This is a genomic window from Metabacillus sp. KJ11-3 (assembly GCF_055808295.1).
The window spans coordinates 32382-53813 of record NZ_JBVVRS010000004.1; the positions used below are offsets into that span (position 1 = coordinate 32382).

22 protein-coding genes and 2 pseudogenes are annotated in these 21432 nt (G+C 33.4%); 5 read left to right on the top strand and 19 right to left on the bottom strand.

Going from position 1 to position 21432, the window contains the following annotated elements:
• Positions 1-138 precede the first annotated feature (138 nt).
• From AC0L8O_RS27020 to AC0L8O_RS27055, 8 genes and pseudogenes are all read right to left on the bottom strand, one after another.
• Positions 139-414, bottom strand: a complete 276-nt coding sequence (locus AC0L8O_RS27020; RefSeq protein ID WP_251682972.1) for an adhesin — start codon at positions 412-414, stop codon at positions 139-141.
• Positions 415-434: 20 nt separating this feature from the next.
• Complete coding sequence (locus tag AC0L8O_RS27025; protein ID WP_251682973.1) at positions 435-863, bottom strand: protein-tyrosine phosphatase family protein; 429 nt, start codon at positions 861-863, stop codon at positions 435-437.
• A 14-nt stretch (positions 864-877) separates the two neighbouring features.
• Entirely contained in the window at positions 878-1825 is a 948-nt protein-coding gene (gene trxB / locus AC0L8O_RS27030; RefSeq protein ID WP_251682974.1) for a thioredoxin-disulfide reductase, read from the bottom strand.
• An 18-nt stretch (positions 1826-1843) separates the two neighbouring features.
• Positions 1844-3615: pseudogene (gene arsA / locus AC0L8O_RS27035) on the bottom strand (arsenical pump-driving ATPase).
• Positions 3616-3636: 21 nt separating this feature from the next.
• Complete coding sequence (gene arsD / locus AC0L8O_RS27040) at positions 3637-4005, bottom strand: arsenite efflux transporter metallochaperone ArsD (protein WP_251682976.1); 369 nt, start codon at positions 4003-4005, stop codon at positions 3637-3639.
• Between the two features lie 84 nt (positions 4006-4089).
• Positions 4090-4509: an arsenate reductase (thioredoxin) gene (gene arsC / locus AC0L8O_RS27045; protein WP_251682977.1), complete on the bottom strand. Its 420-nt coding sequence runs from the start codon at positions 4507-4509 to the stop codon at positions 4090-4092.
• Between the two features lie 25 nt (positions 4510-4534).
• Positions 4535-5833, bottom strand: coding sequence for an arsenic transporter (locus AC0L8O_RS27050; RefSeq protein ID WP_251682978.1), 1299 nt, complete (start codon positions 5831-5833; stop codon positions 4535-4537).
• Positions 5834-5848: 15 nt separating this feature from the next.
• On the bottom strand, positions 5849-6193 hold the full coding sequence (locus AC0L8O_RS27055) for an ArsR/SmtB family transcription factor (protein ID WP_251682979.1): 345 nt from the start codon (positions 6191-6193) through the stop codon (positions 5849-5851).
• A gap of 405 nt (positions 6194-6598) precedes the next feature.
• On the opposite strand from AC0L8O_RS27055, the gene AC0L8O_RS27060 reads away from it, so the two are divergent.
• Positions 6599-7507: a YIEGIA family protein gene (locus AC0L8O_RS27060; protein WP_251682980.1), complete on the top strand. Its 909-nt coding sequence runs from the start codon at positions 6599-6601 to the stop codon at positions 7505-7507.
• Positions 7508-7509: 2 nt separating this feature from the next.
• Positions 7510-7716 carry a capping complex subunit for YIEGIA gene (locus AC0L8O_RS27065; protein WP_251682981.1) on the top strand — a complete coding sequence of 69 codons (207 nt, stop codon included), beginning with the start codon at positions 7510-7512 and terminating at the stop codon, positions 7714-7716.
• Between the two features lie 639 nt (positions 7717-8355).
• Here AC0L8O_RS27065 and AC0L8O_RS27070 read toward each other — a convergent pair.
• Positions 8356-8586 (bottom strand): hypothetical protein, encoded by a 231-nt coding sequence (locus AC0L8O_RS27070; RefSeq protein WP_251682982.1) that lies wholly within the window; start codon positions 8584-8586, stop codon positions 8356-8358.
• Positions 8587-9166: 580 nt separating this feature from the next.
• Between AC0L8O_RS27070 and AC0L8O_RS27075 the strand changes: the two genes are divergently transcribed.
• A complete protein-coding gene (locus AC0L8O_RS27075) occupies positions 9167-10546 on the top strand; it encodes an alkaline phosphatase (RefSeq protein WP_251682983.1) in 1380 nt (459 codons plus the stop codon).
• A 74-nt stretch (positions 10547-10620) separates the two neighbouring features.
• The gene (locus AC0L8O_RS27080; RefSeq protein ID WP_251682984.1) at positions 10621-11253 is read left to right on the top strand and encodes a hypothetical protein; all 633 of its coding nucleotides are present in this window, start codon (positions 10621-10623) and stop codon (positions 11251-11253) included.
• A 1210-nt stretch (positions 11254-12463) separates the two neighbouring features.
• On the opposite strand, the gene AC0L8O_RS27085 is transcribed toward AC0L8O_RS27080, so the two are convergent.
• Together AC0L8O_RS27085 and AC0L8O_RS27090 are read right to left on the bottom strand one after the other, a co-directional pair.
• Entirely contained in the window at positions 12464-12787 is a 324-nt protein-coding gene (locus tag AC0L8O_RS27085) for a nucleoside triphosphate pyrophosphohydrolase (RefSeq protein WP_251682985.1), read from the bottom strand.
• Between the two features lie 65 nt (positions 12788-12852).
• Complete coding sequence (locus tag AC0L8O_RS27090) at positions 12853-13461, bottom strand: TetR/AcrR family transcriptional regulator (protein WP_251682986.1); 609 nt, start codon at positions 13459-13461, stop codon at positions 12853-12855.
• A 185-nt stretch (positions 13462-13646) separates the two neighbouring features.
• On the opposite strand from AC0L8O_RS27090, the gene AC0L8O_RS27095 reads away from it, so the two are divergent.
• Positions 13647-14831, top strand: a complete 1185-nt coding sequence (locus tag AC0L8O_RS27095; RefSeq protein WP_251682987.1) for a YhgE/Pip domain-containing protein — start codon at positions 13647-13649, stop codon at positions 14829-14831.
• A gap of 65 nt (positions 14832-14896) precedes the next feature.
• On the opposite strand, the gene AC0L8O_RS27100 is transcribed toward AC0L8O_RS27095, so the two are convergent.
• The 8 genes and pseudogenes from AC0L8O_RS27100 to AC0L8O_RS27135 all read right to left on the bottom strand — a co-directional run bounded on the left by AC0L8O_RS27100 (position 14897) and on the right by AC0L8O_RS27135 (position 21155).
• Positions 14897-16090: a cysteine desulfurase family protein gene (locus AC0L8O_RS27100; RefSeq protein ID WP_251682988.1), complete on the bottom strand. Its 1194-nt coding sequence runs from the start codon at positions 16088-16090 to the stop codon at positions 14897-14899.
• Positions 16087-16494 (bottom strand): iron-sulfur cluster assembly scaffold protein, encoded by a 408-nt coding sequence (locus AC0L8O_RS27105; RefSeq protein ID WP_251682989.1) that lies wholly within the window; start codon positions 16492-16494, stop codon positions 16087-16089. The genes AC0L8O_RS27100 and AC0L8O_RS27105 overlap by 4 nt, the downstream gene beginning before the upstream one ends.
• The gene (locus tag AC0L8O_RS27110; RefSeq protein WP_251682990.1) at positions 16495-17664 is read right to left on the bottom strand and encodes a LuxE/PaaK family acyltransferase; all 1170 of its coding nucleotides are present in this window, start codon (positions 17662-17664) and stop codon (positions 16495-16497) included.
• Positions 17661-17921 carry an acyl carrier protein gene (locus tag AC0L8O_RS27115; protein WP_251682991.1) on the bottom strand — a complete coding sequence of 87 codons (261 nt, stop codon included), beginning with the start codon at positions 17919-17921 and terminating at the stop codon, positions 17661-17663. The genes AC0L8O_RS27110 and AC0L8O_RS27115 overlap by 4 nt, the downstream gene beginning before the upstream one ends.
• Before the next feature lie 15 nt (positions 17922-17936).
• Positions 17937-18931, bottom strand: a pseudogene (locus AC0L8O_RS27120) (flavin-containing monooxygenase).
• A gap of 81 nt (positions 18932-19012) precedes the next feature.
• Positions 19013-19951 carry an AMP-binding protein gene (locus tag AC0L8O_RS27125; RefSeq protein ID WP_473449808.1) on the bottom strand — a complete coding sequence of 313 codons (939 nt, stop codon included), beginning with the start codon at positions 19949-19951 and terminating at the stop codon, positions 19013-19015.
• Positions 19952-20069: 118 nt separating this feature from the next.
• Entirely contained in the window at positions 20070-20798 is a 729-nt protein-coding gene (locus AC0L8O_RS27130; RefSeq protein ID WP_251682994.1) for an AMP-binding protein, read from the bottom strand.
• 24 nt (positions 20799-20822) lie between these two features.
• Positions 20823-21155, bottom strand: coding sequence for a carboxymuconolactone decarboxylase family protein (locus AC0L8O_RS27135; protein WP_251682995.1), 333 nt, complete (start codon positions 21153-21155; stop codon positions 20823-20825).
• Positions 21156-21432 lie beyond the last annotated feature (277 nt).

Genomic DNA, 21432 nt, shown 5'->3' on the forward strand with positions numbered 1-21432 from the left:
CTCTTACATTTAGTTATACAATAATTATTTGCAAAATGCAAATAATTCACTTTATTAGTTTATTATTTACATAAAGTATCTTTTAATTGAATTTTAAAGGGAGAGGATTATTTCCTCTCCCTTCATTTAATTCTTATATTAACAACAGTTACTAGCTCCTAATAATACTAATCCTACGCCGTCTTGATTTTCTTCTTTATCTAAAGTTAATTCATCAATTCCAGAAATCTGTGAATCGATAGCCACTTTAATACCATTAATAGTTTTCACTGTATCTGAACCCTCTGGTGAATCTAAAGATATAGTAAATTGTGGCCCACAACATCCGGCTACAGAAGTTAAACGTATTCCTTCTGCACCTCTTTCATCTAAAAAGTTTTCTAACAGTTCTTTAGCTCCGTCAGTTATTTTCATAACTTTTCCCCCTATTCTAACTAAGCATTTGGAAAAATTCTTTTTAATGTTTCCTTCATTTCTGGTTTAACATTAACTTTAGGTCTTGCAGTCTTTGCTATATCCTCTGCTTCTTCAATTGTCTTTGCTTTTCCTAAAGCTAAAAGTGTTCCAATCGCAACAGTACCTGTACGGTTACTTCCTCCTTGGCAGTGAAAATACACATTTTTACCTTCATTATATGCATTAATTACATGATCAATGGATTTCTTAACAGATTCATCTTGTTGGTCTGCGTCATCAACAATTGGACTGTGCACACGATTATATGGTGATTCTTCTTTTGATGCCTCTGCTCTTAAATCATATGCTACGTCGACTTTTTCATTTTTCATCACATCATGTATATCATCTGCACCACCGATATAAATACGATCTTTTATTAATTCATGGTAATTTTTTGTTGTCATAATAACTCCTCCTATTATAGAGATTTGCTCCAATCATGAATTGCATTTCCTTCTAAATATCTTTCAGCATCTAAAGCAGCCATACATCCAGTACCCGCAGCTGTAATTGCTTGACGGTATTTTTTATCTTGTACATCGCCACAAGCAAAAACACCAGGTATATTGGTTTCAGTTGTTCCAGATATAACGTTGATATATCCTGTTTCATCTGTATCTATTTGACCATTTAAAAATGATGTATTTGGTGTATGCCCAATCGCAACAAAAATGCCATCCGTTTGAATGATTCTTTCCTCATTTGTTTCATTATTTTTTACCTTTAGCCCTGTAACTCCATTTTCTCCTGCCATAACTTCTAGAGGAGTTTGATTAAGTGCCCAAGATATTTTTGAATTTTCTCTAGCACGATCCTGCATGATTTTTGACGCACGAAGTTCATTTCTTCTATGAACTATAATCACTTCACTAGCAAACTTCGTTAAAAAATTTGCTTCTTCCATTGCAGAATCTCCACCACCAACAATAATAACTTTTTTACCTCGAAAGAAAAATCCGTCACAGGTTGCACAGGTACTTACGCCTCGACCGATGTTTTCTTTTTCCCCTGGTATGTTCAACAGTTTCGCTGATGCACCTGTTGAAAGAATAAGGGATTCAGTTTCAATCTCACCTAAACCATTGACTTGTAAGCGATAAGGTTTCTTTGATAAATCAACTTCAGTTACCCAACCTCTTTTAAATTCAGCTCCAAAACGCTCTGCTTGCTTTCTCATGTTATCCATTAATTCTGGTCCCGTAATACCATCAATAAAACCAGGAAAGTTTTCAACCTCAGTTGTTAGTGTTAATTGTCCCCCTGGTTGATCCCCTTCAATAACAATAGGTTTCATATTTGCTCGTGCTAAATAGATAGCAGCAGTTAACCCTGCTGGTCCAGTTCCTAAAATGATCACTTTCTCCATAGTAATCCTCCAAATATGTTATGATCTGACATACTCTTTAATTTCGTCATATCCTATCTTCTCCTTGCTTATCCAAGGAATGATGGCAGAACGAGTTGCTAACTCCTCGTTAACCTTTTGGATCCATTTTTTTCGGATACAGCTCTACCCTTTAAAATGGGATCTTTGGTTTTTGTAGCAAATAAACTTTGATTAATTACCCACCAATCTGGTTGAATTTCTGCACGTTTTAAATCCTCTTGAAGTCTCGCAGCCTCTAAAACAGGTGTTGTTTCAGCTAAAGTAACAATTACTACGCTCGTTTCTTGTGGGTTTTTTAACCTTGGAAGCAATTTGCTCACACTTTCAGGTACTTCTCCAGTAGAACGAGCAAGTTCCTTATGGTAATTCTGTGCTGAATCTAATAACAACAAAGTGTGTCCTGTTGGTGCTGTATCAATCACGACAATTTCTTGTTCTGATTTTGCAACAACGTCGGCAAATGCTCGAAAAACAGCGATTTCTTCAGTACATGGTGAGTTTAAATCCTCTTCTAAGTAAGCAAGTCCCTCTTGGTCAAGATCTTTACTGGCTTTTGTAAGAACTTCTTTCTTATATTTTTCAACTTCTTCATGAGGATTAACTGAACTAATGGTCAGATCTTTATTTAATTTATTATTTTTAAACATATAATTTAAATGGGAAGCAGGATCTGTTGTTGTTAAATGAACTTTATGTCCTTTTTCTACAAGACCGACTGCAATTGCTGATGCAACGGTTGTTTTACCTACTCCTCCTTTTCCCATAGTAAAAATAATTCTTTTGTTTGACTCTGATAGATCATTAATCACATCTTTTAGTTCATTGAAAGAAATATCGTAATCCAAATCATTTTTCATTTCTGATTCAGATAAAGAATATTGTTTAAATAAATAACGAAGATTTTGGATGCCTGTTAAGGAATACGATACAAATGGGAGGGAATAATTAGGGACTTGTTTCAATTCCTCTGGCACAGATTTCAATGCAAGTTGCTGACGATGATAAAAAGCTGCTGATACAGCATCATCTGGAACATAGGATTTTAACAAGCCATTCATAATGAGTATTTGATTGTTTATTCCAATTCCCTTTAACTCTATTGATGCTCGATTAGCCTCATTTAAAGAAGATACTTCTGGTCTACTTACTAAGCATAGCGTTGTTTTGGTTGAGTCTGACAGAGCTTCTACTGTTTTAGAATACAAATCTTTCTTATCTCCTAAACCCGATAGAGGTCCTAAACATGAAGCACCGTGTGTACTTTCCTCTAAAAATCCACTCCATGCTGTTGGAAGTTGTAATAGCCTTAACGTGTGTCCAGTTGGTGCCGTATCAAAAAGAATATGATCATACTCATTTACAGTGGATTCATCGGCTAATAAACTTGTAAATTCATCAAAAGCAGCTATTTCTACTGTACAAGCACCAGATAATTGCTCTTCCATTGTTGCAACTACTGATTCAGGCAATTTACCCCGATAAGGTCCTACAACTTTTTCTCGATAATTTTTTGCAGCTTCTTCTGGATCTAAATTACAAGCATAAAGGTTAGGTACGTTTGGAATCAATGTTGGTGTATTCGTTAATTCAATCTCTAATACATCCTGTAAGTTAGAAGCTGGATCTGTACTGACAAGTAATATCTTTTTACCCGCATCGGCTAATGCAACAGCTGATGCACAGGCAGTAGAAGTTTTACCTACTCCACCTTTACCTGTATAGAATAAATACGGAGTATTGATACTTTTCGGATTAAAAGGCTGATACATTCTATCCCTTCTTTCCCTATATTACAGTTGCTTTAAATTAATCGATAATTTAGTCTTAGGCTTTTCTTTTAATTCATCAGTCTTAACGCCAAACCATTCAGAAAGTTCATCATTTGTTGGGTATTCACCAATTTTTTTTATTGTGTTATCAACGAGAGTTACAGGAAGAGCATCTGGTCCCTTTTCAGTAAGAATTTGAGTAATTTCATTATTTTGAGCAAAAACACCTGGTTCATTTGCAAGATTATATCTTTTTATTTCAAATCCCTTTTTCTCTAGTGAGTAAACAGCTGATGCAACACGAGTTAATTCAGGATCAACACTCGGACCACACACACCTGTTGAACAACACATCGCTGGGTCAAATATTTCAACTTTCATAAGTTTCATCCCCTTTATTAAGATATAAGAATTTACTTATACATTCATTTAAGTGAAAGCCGAGAGGAAATCTCACGGCTTCTAGCTTTTATATTATTCTCCAGTTTTAGCGAAACGTTCAATTCTTTCTCCAACTTCATCACGTACACGTTGGAAAAATGCCCATTTTTCCTCATCTGTACCTTCTGCTTTAGCTGGATCATCAAATCCCCAATGTTCTCGTTTAACGTGTGGTGGTGTCATTGGACATTTGTCTGCTGCATCGCCACATAACGTAACGACTAAATCAGCATTATTTAATATTTCAGGGTCAATAATATCTGAAGTTTGATTTGAAATATCAATTCCAGCTTCTTTCATTGCTTTCACTGCATTTGGATTTAAACCGTGAGCCTCAATACCTGCACTATACACATTCCATTCATCACCTAAATGCTTTTTTGCCCATCCTTCTGCCATTTGGCTTCTGCAAGAATTTCCTGTACATAAGAAGTAGATTGTTTTTTTAGACATGTTCATTTCTCCTTTTAAAATAAGATTAGTGGATGATAAGTAACCAAATATATAAACCAACAAGGGTAATAAACAATGTTGGGATGGTTAGGATAATCCCTGTTTTAAAATAAGTGCCCCAAGAGATTTTTACACCTTTTAAAGATAAGACATGAAGCCATAATAAAGTAGCTAAAGAGCCTATTGGTGTAATTTTTGGTCCCAAATCTGAACCAATTACATTTGCATAGATAAGAGCTTCTCTCATTACACCTGTTGTATTAGTATCGGAAATGGCAAGTGCATCAATCATAACAGTAGGCATGTTGTTCATGATTGACGATAAGATTGCCGCAATAAAGCCCATTCCAACTGTCGCCGCAAACAACCCTTGGTCTGCTGTTACTTGAATTAAGTCAGCTAATACATTTGTTAGCCCAACATTTCGCAAGCTGTAAACAACAACATACATTCCGATTGAGAAAAAGACAATTGCCCAAGGTGCCCCTTTTATGACTGTTTTTGTGTTTACCACAGGACTTCTTTTCGCCATAACTAAAAAGAAGATGGCTACAATACCAGCGATGATAGATACAGGAATTCCAATAAACTCACTTGCAAAATACCCAACAAGTAATATACCCAAAACAATCCAAGACAATTTGAACATTTTTTCATCTCGTATGGCTTCAACAGGTTTTTTTAGCTGAGTTAAGTCGTAGTTACGAGGTATGCTTTTACGGAAAAAGAGAAATAAAACCAAAATACTTGCACCTAATGAGAAAAAGTTCGGAATGATCATCCTAGATGCAAACTCAACAAACCCAATCCCAAAGAAGTCAGCTGATACAATGTTCACTAAGTTACTAACTACTAATGGAAGAGATGTTGTATCTGCGATAAAACCACTAGCGATAATAAATGGAAAGACCATTTTTTCACTAAAGTTTAAGTTTCTTACCATTGCTAGTACGATAGGTGTCAGAATTAAGGCAGCTCCATCGTTTGCAAAGAATGCAGCTACAATAGCTCCAAGAATACTTACATAAACAAACATTTTAATACCGTTACCTTTAGCAGCCCTAGCCATGTGCAAAGCTGACCATTCAAAGAAGCCAATTTCATCTAGTATTAGAGAAATAATAATAATAGCTATAAACGCTAAGGTCGCGTTCCAAACAATTGATGTTACATCGATTACATCTTTAAAATCTACAACACCTACTAGTAAAGCTAAAATGGCTCCACCACAAGCAGACCAGCCAATCGATAGTCCTTTTGGTTGCCATATGACTAGTGTAAGTGTGAGTAAAAAGATGACGGATGCCAAAATTACTGATGTCATTTAATAATCCCTCCATTATTCACACGAAATACGTAATCCTTGTTCCTCTAATTCTTTGATTCGATAATCTTGATTAGGAAGGTGTTCAAGTAAATTTTGAACGAATGAATAGTAATCACTATTCTTATTTAATGAGTAGATGATCCATTGTCCCCTTCTTGCTTCTTTTACGATTCCCGCATCTTTTAACTTGCGAAGATGTTGACTAATTGCAGGTTGACTTGCTTTAAAAATTTCGACAAACTCACATACACAACAATCATTTGTATCTAACATTTTTACAATTGATAATCTTGTTTTGTCACCTAAAAGTTTTAATATCGTCGCAGCTTTATCTATTTCAATTGTTGTTTCTAACATTCTAAGCACCTCCAATAGTATCCTTATATTACTATATAATAATTCACTTATATATTCAATAGGTTAGAGTATGTTTAATAGTATTAGAACCATCTTCTTAAATTAGTAGACATATCCACTTTCGACTCTTAGGTAGTGATAATTAGAAAAGACCACTTTAAAGCTGTTTATTTCTTCTATGATGATGACTACTATGTCCTTGACCAAGGCTATGTGAATGTCCCATTAAACCCTCTCCCTTTCATGATTATATGCACATATATCTTTAAAATAAAAATAATTCTTACTTAGATATAGTATTTATTCTGTTGTTTTCATAGGACCAGTATAAATTCAAGTACAAAATTAGCTTATGAAATATAAAAAATTGTACCATACTGTTTCTATATAATAAGGAGTGATCTTATGAAAGATATGATCTCAACTGAACATATTGTGATGATACTTACAGCGGTCATCATTGGAACAGTAGCTCGATTTGTAACAATTAAAGAAGATTTTAGACAGTATCCCAGCTACCCAAATGGATATCTCATTCATTTACTTACAGGCTTTGTTGCCTCAGCTTTAGGGGCTGTTGCTATTCCAGCATTAATGACAAAAAACTTTGTAGCTGTTACCTTTCTTACTCTTGCTATCCAACAATTTAGGGACGTTAGAAAATCTGAAAGAGAAAGCCTAAAGGATTTAGAAAATACGGAGTATGCTTATCGCGGTGATGCTTATATTGATGGAATAGCTAAAACCTTTGAAGCAAGAAACTACTTTTCACTTATTGTGGCTTTTGTAACTGCTTTAACCATTCAAATTGTTAACAGCGATGTAATTTGGATAAACATCCTGTCAGGTTCTATTTTTGGTTTCATTGTATTGTTCATTTTAAAACGATTTTCAAAAGGGAAAACAATTGGGGATATTGCTGAAGTTTATGAAGGAAAGGTTGAAGTAAAAGAATCTGAGCTATTTGTTGATGGGATCTATGTATCAAACCTTCTAGGTTCTGAAAATGCTGCTAACATGTTTCAAAAAGAAGGAATGGCGGTTATCATTCACCCAAGAGCAAATCACTTTCGTATTGCTCTGGATAACTTTGGGCAAAGACAAGCAGCACTTTTTGAATCGACAAGAGCGATTGGAGTCAAAAGGTATCACTTTACAAGGAAAGATTATGAAGAAGGTAGAGTTGTCATTACGCTTGTTCCAATTATTAAGGATATTGATAAATTAATTGAGGCTGTGAAGAAAACACCTCTACTTGAAAGTACAAAGAAAAGTCATTCTGTCATGAAAACCAACTTGGTTGGGAGGGAATAGAATTGGGACGTGAATCATCGGAAAGACCTGGATACGAAATCCTTGCTTATATTACTTTACATAAAGAACGATTTTTGGGAGGAAAGCAACTTTCATTATTGGCAGAAAATGAGGAGCAACAAAAAGTGATGGTCCAAGATGTTGCAAAGGCAATGAAGGCTGATGTTGTGAAATTGAAAAGTGGAGACTACTTAGTTTTGAGAGTATAATTTAGTTACTAAAAGGAACTAATCTTATTTTTTATAGGCTTGCTTCCTTATCCATAACTACTGTAATGTACCTCCCTCCGATTTCTCCATACAATCCCGGGTAGTGCTGTTTCTGTTATAATTTTCCTCTCATGCATCAATTCGATCATCCTTCAGCGTTTGATGGTAGCAGGTCACTCTTATAAACGTGTTCAAATGTTATGTAGTGATCCACAAAATACTCACATAATTGTGCAGCCTGGACTATACCGGTTAATTTGGTCCGATTGAGGAAGAAAAAGATATGGATAAAGTTGAAAATAGTGTTTCATACTCCAAGAGGTGTTAATAACATTTATCGTTCGTTCCTGACCTAATAAAAAAACGTCAAAATCAAATGTTACCAAGGATTTGAGACGTTTCAACAACTACTCATATTTACTTGTGTTATTAGATATTATATACGAAATTAATCAATAGGGAGCTTCCTTCCCTTCCTTTTAAGCTGTTCACTATTTTATATAATTGGATAATAGTTTACTTATTTTAAATTGGTACTAAATCTCCAACATAAGCTTTTTAATTGCTGAAGATGAGGGGTTAATGTAATTGTTGGGGAAGATAATTCCGGAAAATCAGCAATTACCAATACAAATCAAACTAGATTTTGTAATTGACGATAACATTTGCTTGCCGTTGACTAAGCAGATTAACAGAGGTGTTATGACAAAAGTAAGCGACCTTGTTCACCATAACATATGAACAAGGTCGCTTTTCATCTTTAGAATGTTCTGCAACAGCTTGATGGATCAAATATGCAACATAAGAGTTTAGTTCAAAACGATCTCTATTAACAAAATCAGAAAACGTTGATTTGCTTTGTTTAGACACTGTTTATCTCACTCTTGTTTAAATCCTTTATCTAAATAATTACCAATCTATTATACTTTTATAAAAAATAAAGAAATGAACATAGAAAAAACTTTAAGTTTCAATAAAGCTGTTCGTGGTATCAGTGCCTTCTACGCCAGATACTATGTCAGCAACTCACGCCATCCATCCTATACGTAAGAATTTTTGATAAGATTCACTACATCTTTTATGTGAGCAGTCCCCTTTTATTAATACCCTATCTGCTTCACACTACCTCTTTTTAGTAAACTAGGATTAAAAAGCTGAATAAATGTAAATTTTATTTCATTAACGCAAAAGTATTGTAAAGTGTTTATTGTTAAAAAAATACTAGAAAATTGTTAAATAATCCTTCGTTGTTCCATTTTTTATTACCCTGATAGATACAAACACCTATAAAAGGAAAAATGTAAACGCTCTACATTACTGCTTTTTTAAATAAATAAGTCTAATTAACTTGTTTTATTCATTTACAATACAATTACATCTCTTTAAAGATACCTTAAAACTAGTTACCTATAATCGCATTTGTTAGTCAAAAATAAGGAGGTAAAAACAAATGCTAAATAGGAAATTTAAGAAGAAGCTATTCCCAATAGCTGTTATGTCTACTGTTGTCCTTGGAAGTTTAGGTAGTACGTTTTCTACTGCTGAGGCAAAAACAGTCAAAACTAATAATGCTGAAATAAAAAATGTTATATTTTTAATTGGAGATGGGATGGGAGGTTCATATACTTCTGCTTACCGTTATCTAAAAGATAGTCCTGATAGTAAATTTGTTGACCGTACAGAGCTTGATAAATATTTAGTAGGTCAACAAATGACTTACCCTGAAGATCCAAAACAAAATATAACTGATTCTGCATCAGCTGCAACAGCCATGTCTGCTGGTATTAAAACTTACAATAATGCCATTTCAGTTGACAATGATGGTTCTGAAGTGAAGACAGTTTTAGAGGCTGCTAAAGCAAAAGGAAAAGCGACAGGATTAGTTGCTACATCTGAAATTACTCATGCTACACCTGCATCATTTGGTTCTCATGATGAAAGCCGTCAGAATATGAATGCAATCGCAGACGATTATTTTGATGAGTTAGTAAATGGTAAACATAAAGTAGACGTTCTTCTAGGAGGAGGAACAGATTTATTTGCTCGTGAAGATCGTAACCTTATTGAAGAATTTCAAAAGGCTGGATTTAGCTATGTAACAAACAAAGAAGAGTTACAAAAGGATAAAAGTGGACAAGTTCTAGGATTGTTTGCTGAGCGTGGAATGCCAAAACTGCTTGATCGTACAGAGGACATCCCTTCATTAGAAGATATGACAACTTCTGCAATTAAGCGTTTAAACCAAGACAAAGATGGTTTCTTCTTGATGGTTGAAGGAAGCCAAATCGACTGGGCCGGACATGACAATGATATCGTTGGTGCAATGAGTGAAATGGAAGACTTTGAAAAAGCATTTGCTGCAGCAATCGAATTTGCAAAAAAGGATAAGCACACGTTAGTTGTTGCAACAGCTGACCACTCAACTGGTGGATATTCAATCGGTGCTAATGGAATTTATAACTGGTTTGGTGAGCCGATAAAAGCAGCCAAACGTACACCTGACTTCATGGCACAAGAAATTGCAAACGGTGCGTCTGTAGAAGAGACGTTAAAAAATTATATTGACCTTGATTTAACAAATGAGGAAATTCAATCAGTAAAAGATGCTGGAGATAATGTAACAGATATTGATAATGCAATTGAAAAGATCTTTGACCAACGCTCTAACACAGGTTGGACAACTGGTGGACACACTGGTGAAGACGTGCCTGTGTATGCATTTGGACCTTCATCTAACCGTTTTGCAGGACAAATTGAAAACACAGACCACGCAAAAATTATTTTTGACATTTTAGATAGAAAAAATAAAACGGTGATAAACGATAAATAATTACAAAACAAGTTGAAGGGTTTGACGAGCTCCAAAAGTCGGCCCTTCTTTTTTAAAAGGATGGAGGGGTCTTCATGGGAAAAATAATTGCTCTTTTATTATGTTTATCTTTATTTTTAGTTGGTTGTTCTAACGATGCTACTGAACTTGTGAAAAAGGAAGATATACCTACTGATTATTTAAGTGATTATTATTCAAATCCTCAAGTAACTGATGATCGTTCACTGGGAAAAGCCGGTCAAACTGTTTCGGATGAAAAGGGTGAAGCAACATTAAAGGCAATAAATTACGTTGATACAACACATAAGATTGGACCTGTTCAACTTGATATAAAGGATATGAAATTAATTCACTTAAAGCCTGATTATAGTCTGATAGATTATTTTCAAGTATTAACACATGATGAGGAATTTGATTTTGTTAAAATGTTTGTGGAAATTGAGAATACATCCTCAGAAAACGTTAATTTTACCCCGATTGCTCTGTTAGAGACAAGCACTGGTGAAAAGTTTGATTGGGAAAAAGATATTTATCTTGAAGAATTAAATGGTGAACTCGAAGGTAAGGCCAGTAAAAAAGGGAATCTAGGCTTTATCGTTGAAAAATCAGTTGATGATCTCAAGTGGATTGAAATCACAACAAGCGACGTTTTTGACCAAAATGGCAAAAAAGTACATGGATCACAAAAAATAAAGATTGAGTTTTAGGCTGAATAATAAACATACTTTTTAAATTTAAACTCATTTCATATGCATGGCCAAATGACAGGGTGGGCTAGTCGTTTTATTTCTGCTATTTCTTTAAACGACTAAAGCAGCAAAACGCGATCATGGTATCTAATTCATCTCTTGTTACAAACACAGTAATTACCCCGATCTGTCTCGGAGTAACCACCGTCGCCCATTCCCTGCTTACAAATGCAGTTTTTTTAATTGGTTAAGATCGATACCGGTGGATCAGAGTTTAAAGAGATATTTTCAGTCTCTTCTTTTCTGTGAAATACAGAAGATCAATCTCGTGCTTAATTTCGTTAAATTATATTACCTCAATACCACGAATTTCATTAGATCTTCAATCTAAACCTTTTTAGATCCGCCTCTTCAGCTTTTCTATTGTTTAAATTTAGCCTTATGGAAAACTCCCTTTAATATTATACCTATTAGATGACCCTATACTAAAAAAACGAACTCTCTTGATAAAACCCTTAAGTTCAACTATACTCCCATTTACTGCATGAACACCAAACCAAGAGTGAATCTCCTTGAAATATTTCTCATCTGTATAATCTCTGTGAAATTCTCTAGCTTTAAAAATACTACAATCATTAATATATGGGCCGCTTGTATTTATAACCACAAATTATTAACTGCTTCGACTATCATATCAATCGTAACTAAGAAATACGTAAACTCAAGAGAAGTAATGTTCATATATAACGTTACAAACATTTCCTACTCTGAAGAGGTTTTGAAAGCTGATAGTGAAACTTTAGCAGTTAAATGTATTCTGTAACACTCGTTCTCTACATTGGGCAAACAAAAAGATTGAAAAATTTGATAAGTGCGCAAGCACAAAATCCATTTCAGAACAACTTCTATTTAATCTAGGCTTTGTGATACACCAATTGAATTTTGAAGAGTGAAAAAGTGTCCTTAAACTTCACCAGCCGTTTCAAACTGTTTTATCTCGATAAAGAGTGTGGCTTTTAAACAGGTAAATTAAGCGGTATAAATTTTCCTTCTAAATATATTCTAATTAAAGTTTTTCCTAGATGAAGATGTCAAGCGCTTCCACATTTACTTTCTAGTATCTCCGTTATAATTTTGCTATGCAAACAATGTTCTTTACCATGATACCTAAAGAAGATGTATTTTTTCTTTGTAAAGCAATTTATAGTTACCTAGTAATAAATCTTTCTTAATCAAAAACTTCAACTAATAACACTTTGTCTTCAAATCCACCACGTTCTTTAAATTTTGCTTCTCTAAACTCTTCTACTTCTTTAAAACTCTTCCCATGAATTTTAGCTAATGAATATATTACTTCAACAATATCCGCTAGTTCCTCAATAGAGTCATTATCGTTTCCCGAATGTATATACTCACTTACCTCTTCTTCAAGCTTACTTTTCAGTGCTTGAAGATATTGTAATTGATTAAGCTTTTGGATACTGCAAAGCTTGCCATCTTCTTCAATAAGCTGCGGGATTTTATCTCTAACAAGTTTATTATATACTGGCATTTTAACCACTCCTTTGGTGAAATCCTTTTTAATAGCAACAAATCTTAAATATCTCAAGACTACATTTAATCAATAATTTGAAAACCAGCTGTTCCTAAAGGACCCATAGAACATAAATTAACTATATGCGCAGCTAATTGCTTAGTAGAATATTGTAAATCTTCCTTTAGCCACCAACCTATCGCACCAATTAAAGCTGATGAAATAAAGGTGGTGAATAATTCTGGATTAATACCAATTGATTTTTCATCAAGTCCATGAGATAAAAACTCTTCTTTAAACTTATCTTTAATTACATCCTGCATTTTTGTATTAAACCCATTAACTCCATTTTCAATCATCATTACTTTAAAAAACTTTCTATTTTCAACAATCTGAACTAGGATTGTTTCTATCATTGACTGGAAGTTTGTAAGTTTCACCATTTTATTTTGAACATACCTACAAGGCTTAATAGCCTCAGCTAATTGAACAAATATCTCAATAATTAATTGATCCAATAAATCCTGTTTATCTTTATAATGCAGATAAAATGTGGCCCGGTTTACCAATGCTCTATCAGCAATATTTTGTATGGTTATTGATTCATACCCTTGGGTTCGAATTAAATCTAGAAATGCCTCCTTAATGAACTTTCTTGTACGTATTATTCTTAAATCCGTTTTTGTTGGCAATGATACTACTCCCCCTAAAAATAAATTCTCATTTACTAGACATATCCCCTGAATTTGTCGTATATCAGATAAATCTAAGAAAATTGATTATTGAGTATCAAGCTATGGTAATTATAATGAAATTATAAATAACATTTAGTTATTTATACAACAATTTGTTGATTATTTTTGGAGGGTTGATAATTATGAAAGTGTTTAAAAAATTCTTTTCTCAAAAAATCTATTGGGGTGGACTTTTAGGTATAACTATTGTAGTTAGCATATTTATGATTGGTTTCATGGGCTCAACTGTAGATCCTAAACCAAATGATTTGCCTATTGCATTAGTAGTCGAAGATAAAGGCGTTAAATCACCAAATAATACATTAAATTTCGGTGAAACAGTTAAAGAGAATTTAATAACCAATCAGGAAATTCCCTTTAAATGGAGTATTGTACAAAGCAAAGAAGAAGCATTAAGTAAAATGAATGATAGAGCCTATTATGCTGCAATTGTAATACCCGAAAATACATCCCTAAATATCGCTTCAATACTTCAACCTAGTCAACAACAACCTCAAGTTGAAGTAATTATTAACGAAGGAATGAATTACACGGCATCCAATACAGTCAGCCAAATAATCGATCAAATTGGAATGGATATGAATAGTCAGATACAATCTATTATATTTAGTCAATTACAAGCTCAATCTTTATCACTACCTCCTGAAAAAATTGAACAAGTGATCAATCCATTGTTAATAAAAAAGGAAGTAATAAATAATGTGGATACCCATACAGCCAATGGAAATACACCAGTTTTATTTACACAAATCCTATGGCTTTCGATATTTATTTGTTCTTTAATACTTTTCATAACTTTGAAGAAAACAACGAATTCTCAAATAAATTTATCCTCTGTCATAAGTCAATTAATTGGTGGCTTATTATTTATTTTAGTTATAGTGTCCTCTATATTACTGTTTGCAAAATACATTTTAGATGTAAGTATTCCTAATATGGAAGACGCATTTTTATTCCTTCTTCTTAGTGGTTTTGTATTCTTTTTGTTACAAAATACATTATTCAATTGGATTGGAGTTATAGCTGCACCATTTATCTTATTAATGTTTTTATTTTCAATCCCAGTATTGAATTTACCTACTGAATTTTTACCAAACTCAACTAAAGAGTTACTATATTCATGGATCCCATTAAAATTTAGTGTTGAAGGGCTTAGAGGAATATTTTTCTTCGATAATAATAATGTTAAAGAATATTTAACTATACTCATCTATATTGGCATAGGCTCACTTATTACTATGACACTCTCAATTTTCAAAAAACAAAGAAAAAAAGAGAAGCATGTTGAAATTTCTAATTCGAATTAACCCCAATGTAAATTATAAATACAAAAAACTCTCGCATATATTAACGAGAGTTTTTATTTTCTCCATTATCCGATATGCACACTCTCCTCTTTTATAGGAGAGTATTTGCTTGAGACATGTCTTAATTGTGTCACAAGTTTAGATATTACATTTACAGCCTCAATGAGCTCTAATTGAGTTGTATATTTACCAAAACTAATTCTTACTGAACTTCGAATTTCGTCATCTGACTTCCCCATAGCTTTAAGGACATATGACAATTTTGAGGAAGATGAGCTACAAGCTGAGGATATAGAAACACATACTCCAAACTGATTTAGTGCAGCTGCTAATGCCTCTCCCCTTATACCAGAAAACTTTATATTTAAAGTAGAGGGAACGGAGCTATTTAAACTCCCATTAATTGACCAATCAGGAAGGCATTTTAATTCTTCCAGAAATGTATCTCTTAACTCAACTATATGCTGATAATTTGCTATTAAATTCAGTTTTGCAACTTTTGCTGCAACTCCAAATCCAATAATACCAGGTACGTTTTCTGTTCCAGAACGAATTCCCATTTCTTGTGAACCACCATGAATGAGGGGGAATATTTCTATACCATCTCTTATGTAGAGACATCCTATACCTTTAGGTCCATATATTTTATGTGCCGAAATAGAGAGACTATCAATCTTTATCTGTTTGACATCAATATCTAATTTACCTGCTCCTTGAACAGCATCACAATGAAAATGAATTCCGTATTCATAGCAGATCCTACCTATTTCTTCAATAGGCTGTACTGAACCAACTTCATTATTTACCATCATGATCGTTACTAGACAAGTTTGGTCATTTATAGCTTTCAATACATCATCTACTTCAACAACACCATTGGAATTTACCGGTAACTCTGTAATTGTGAATCCATAGAATTCTTTAAGAAACCTACATGCCTGTAAAATAGCAGGATGTTCAATAGCACTTGTAATGATATGCTTTTTATCTAAGTTCTTAAGTGCAATTCCAATTAATATAGTAGAATTTGATTCAGAAGCTCCACTGGTATAGATAATTTCTTCTTCTTCCGCATTCATTAAATATGCAACATTCTTTCTAGCTTCAGATATTGCATTTTTTGCCTGTTTACCTAGATTATATATACTAGATGGATTGCCATAAAAATTCGTTAAATAAGGAACCATTGCCAGATATGCATCTTGATCAAGTGGTGTAGTAGCATTGTAATCAAGATAAATAGTACCCTTATTTATCACCTAAATGCACCTTCACCTTCTACTAGAAATTCTTTTTTCTCAAGACTTTTTTGTGTCGGATTAGCACATTTAGACAAAATACTTAAACCAATGTCAATACAATGATATTGAGATGGTTCTAGTTCACCTAACCACTCTATAACTTCTTCACGAGTTATGGAAGCAAGCTCTTCAAATTCTTTTTCTTTTATTACTTCTGATATAATACTTGCAGTTGCAATTGAAGTAGAACATCCATAAGCTTTGTATGATACATTAGTAATTCGCTTTTCCTCTACTTGCAAAAACATATGAACGGTATCACCACAAATAGGATTTCCAATCTCAACTACATAATGTGGATTCTCCATTTCACCTATATTTCTTGGGTTCATAAAATGCTCGCAGATAATGTCATTAAACATTTACTCTCCTCCTGACAAAACCACTTGCTTTTCTTTCTCTTCTATAAACTTCTCTAAGTTAATAGCACAGCAACCTACCTCAACACCTGGCATACGTGAAATATACACTAACTTTTGTCCATTTCTTCCACATTCACATTCTGTATCCTTACGTAAATAACCTACATCTTCAGTAAGCACAAATCCTGGATACGAGGTACAAGTTGGATCATATATAGCAATTACACCACGTTCACCATACTCTACTTCTTCTAAAACATTTCGAGGATTTCTTAGCGATAAATGAACCCATGGTGGAACATGCTTTTCTTGATGTTCACATTCAACTGCAAGCATATTAGCTTCTACTAAACCATACATATCACGAACATTATTTATTTCAACACCTAAATATTCATTACAAAGTTTATTAAACTCTTCTCTTGGAATCTCTTCACCAGTAAATCTCTTCCATCCACCTAAAGTTATAATATAACTTTTCTTTTCTAAATTTAATTTAATATTATTGTCCATACAATGTTTAATAAGTTTATAAATTAAGAAAGGAGGTCCAACTAAATGACGAGTATGTTTTCCTTCCCACGAATTAAGTAATTCTACTGCCCTCTCAGGGTTAAATGTAATACGTTTCACAACATTTTGTGCACCATCAAGTAAACCATTAAATATATTTAGTGCTTTAACCATACCCATTTCCGGCATCTCTTCAGTCGGAGGAAAGAGGAATAATCCCATACCTCTTGAAATTTGGAAAAATTCTCTATAAGTAGATACAACACTTTCAAAAGCATTATCAACCGTTATTTTGTCACGTCTAGAAACACTTGGAATACCACTTGTTCCAGTGCTACGCATCTCATATTCAACTTCATTCAACTTAGAAGTCATTAATAGATGAGAATCACATTGTTTAAACGTTTGTACTGGAATCAGAGGTATTTTAACTAAATCATCGAAACCTTTAATGTCATCTGGAGTTACTTGCTTTTTCTTACACACATCTCTATAAAACTCATTATTTTCATAATGGTGCTTAAAATTCTCAGCAATGATACTTCCTTTATACTGATTAACAGTATCAAAAGGCAATTTGTATAAATCATGGGAGCTACCTACTAAAGTATTAAGTGGGTTTAATCCTAAATCGCGTAACTGTTTAGCTAAATTCATTGTGTTACCTCCTGAGAATTTTTGACTTTGTTTATAAGGGTAATCAAGTCGTCTATTGTCTTGCACCAGCTATAATCATCTTGAGGTATTTTAATCTTAAATTTTTCTTCTAAATCCAAAACTAGTTCTACACGGTCAGCAGAATCGAGTGCTAAATCTCCTGACATATCACTAGTTAAAGTAATATTTTCAGCTTTTAATGGCGTAAAAGATGTGATTGAATTTTGAATAACCTTTAACATTTCTTGTTTCTCCATATTTACCTCCAAAGTTCAACTGCTTTTCAAATTTCCTACTAAGTATTTAGCATCTTCTCCAACGCCCAGTAATAATGCCGATCCTCTTCTATATTGCCACGATAGTCCTAAAAAAATAAACCCGGTTCCTTTGTTACTCCTCTTTCGTGAATAGGTAGTCCTTTTTTATCAAAAATATTTGATATATCTAACCAATCATAATCAGGTACAAATCCAGTAGCCCAAATAATATTTTGAGGTTGCATATCTTTACCATTATCAAAATGGATTTTTCCATCCCGATAGCCAGCAGTTCTTGGATATATCTTTACTTTACCTTCTTTAATCAAAGGTTTTACTTCCTTACCAATGATAGGATCATTCTTTTTAAGAATTTGACCCAATTTTGAATGTACAGTAAGTTTTGAGATTCCGAGTACATTGAACCACCAAAAAATACTTTTGTTGAGTACTTCATATGGTAAGAACTTAGGCTTCTTTCCTAACGAAATATTCACATCTCTCTTTGTGGAGGTTAATTCAGTTGCAATTTGCATTCCCGAGTTGCCGCCTCCAACAATCAACACCGCACCTTCCTTTAGTTGAGAAGGATTTTCGTAGCTTGCAGAATGAACTTGGAAAATCTCATTTGGTATTTCTTCACTAAAACTAGGTATAAAAGGCTTTTGAAAAGGCCCTGTAGCAACTATAAGATTCTTAGATAAAAACTCTTCACCAGAATTTGTAACAATGTGATAGTCACCATCATGTTTAGTAACTTTTGTAATTTTTGTATTGAGTTTTACAGGTAACTTAAATTGTTGAGCGTACTTTTCCAAGTAATCAGCAACTTCATCTTTTGTTGGATAACCTTCTTGATTACCTGGTAATTCCATACCTGGTAGTGCACTGAATGATCGAGGTGTAAATAATTTTAGAGAGTCATAACGGAAACGCCAAGAATCCCCAACTCTAGCGTGATTATCTAATAGAATAAATGAGTTAGAACTATTTCTAAGATAATACCCCATAGCTAATCCGGCCTGACCCGCTCCAACTATTATTGTGTTAAATCTATTTACCACAGAAACATATCCTTTCAAAAATCATATCTACTCTTTTTTATCGGTATACCAGATCTCTAATTCATCATTAAGAAACTCATGTTTACAAGCATTCCTTTGAATTTTTCCACTAGAAGTTTTTGGAATAGAGCCCGTCTTTATTAAGCATATATAATATGGTTGTACACTGTGATCTTCCATCACTTTCTTACGAATACTCTTTAAAATATTATTATCATCTAGCTTTTCATTTTGTTGATTAGATCCTCTTGGTCTATACGTTCTTTCGACTTCTGCAACAATTACTAGTTTCTCTTCATTATCTTTAGTTATTGAAAAGGAAGCGCTACAACCTTCACGAACTCCAATATGAGCTTTTTCAGTTGTTAATTCAATATCTTGGGGATAATAGTTTTTTCCCCTTAGGATAATGACATCTTTTAATCTCCCTGTTATATACAATTGACCTTCGTGAATAAATCCTAGATCACCAGTTTTCAGATACTTCTTCGTATTATTACCATTTATAAGTCCATTAAAATTCTCATTGTCCCCTGTTCCGAAATAACCTTTTGCAACATTTTGACCATTAACCCAAATCTCACCTACTTCATTTTCTGAACAAAGGTTGTTTGTCTCTGGGTTAACTATCTTGATCTCTTGGTCCATGCTGGTTTTTCCGCAACTCACTATCACAGAAGATTCACGGGTTTCAATTGACTCTTGTACTTTGTTATTTTTTAAGGATTGCGAATCAAAGTTTTTAATAATTGGATAGTCATTACTATTACCACCCGAGATAAGCAAAGTAGCTTCAGCCATTCCATAGCACGGATAAAAACTATTTTCTTTAAATCCACACACCTTAAAAGCTGAAGAAAAATTTTCTAAAGTCTCATATCTTATAGGTTCTGCACCATTAAATGCTACCCTCCAGGAACTTAAATCAATCTGATTTTTCTGTTCCTCAGAAACCTTTTTACACATAGTTCATATGCAAAATTAGGTGCACCACTAACTGTGGCTTTGTACTTTGAAATTGCTTCAAGCCATCTATATGGTTTTTGTAAGAAATCCATTGGGGACATTAAAATACTTGTTCCACCTATGGGGACATTAAAATACTTGTTCCACCTAAAAACAATGGTTGAAGTATATTCCCTATTAAACCCATATCATGGTATAGAGGTAGCCACCCTAAAACAATTGTGTTTTCATCATTATTAAATGCTTGTTTTATCATTTCTTCGTTATATAGAATATTTCGATGTGAGATCATAACACCCTTTGGTGCTGAGGTAGATCCTGATGTGTATTGTAGAAATGCAATGGAATCTCCATTAGCTTTTGGTTGTGTCCATTGATCTGGTTGTGGGAGTACTATCTCGTCAATGCAAACCCATTTTATGTCCATTGAGGTCGTTTCCTCATTAAAATGTTTTACTACTTTGGCGTATAGCTGTGAAGTGGTAAGAATAATGTTGGTTGAAGCATCTATTAAAATACTTCTTATTCTATCCATATTTCTACTTAGGGTAGGAGGATATACAGGTATTGCAATGACACCCGCATATAGACATCCTAAAAATGCTGTGATATATTCTAAACCCGAGGGATACATAATTAATGCTCGTTTCCCATAATACCCTTGTTTTTGCAAATAAGTTGCAATTCTTTTTGATTTTATCAGTAATTGCTCATATGAAATCGATTGTTCTTCTTCATCATTTAAGTATCTATATGCTACTTTATGTGGGTGCTTTTTAACATTTTCATTCAATAAATCTATTAAAGAGGAATATTTAATATCCTTATTTAAACTAGTTTGAATCATATATAATTCCCTCTCAAAATTATATTAGTTTCTCTCAAAAGCATTAATTGCATTTACACTATGACTAATTGCAGCACCAGCTTTAAGTGCAGCTGCAACAGCAATCGCCTCAATTACTTCTTCCATTGTTCCACCTAGTTTTTTATATTTAGCAACATGAGCTTCAATACAATAAGGACAACCAGTTGTATGAGCAACAGCTATAGCAATTAACTCTTTTGTCTTAGTTGGTACTTCACCATTATTAAATACTTCATGCTCAAACTGCATAAACTTTTGCGCTACTTGTGGAGACCTTTCTTTTAATTCCCCTAACTTACTTAAATACGATAATTTATACAAAGTATCATCTGCCATAATAAAAATTCTCCTCTCAAATTTGAAATTTTAAATCACAAGAAATAAGTTTTCAAACCACTAAAAAAATATTTTATTAGATCCTGTTAGATCACCTCCAATTATTATAGGACAATATTACTATAGGTTTCAAATTTGATATATTTTGTAATTTTTTCCTTTTATTACCACAGAAAACTTTACAAATTGGATTGTAATTGAGCTATTTTTTTTGTCAACAGCGTAGTTAGATTATCTATCCAGCTTAATATTTCCTTTACAATTACCTTTAGACCCC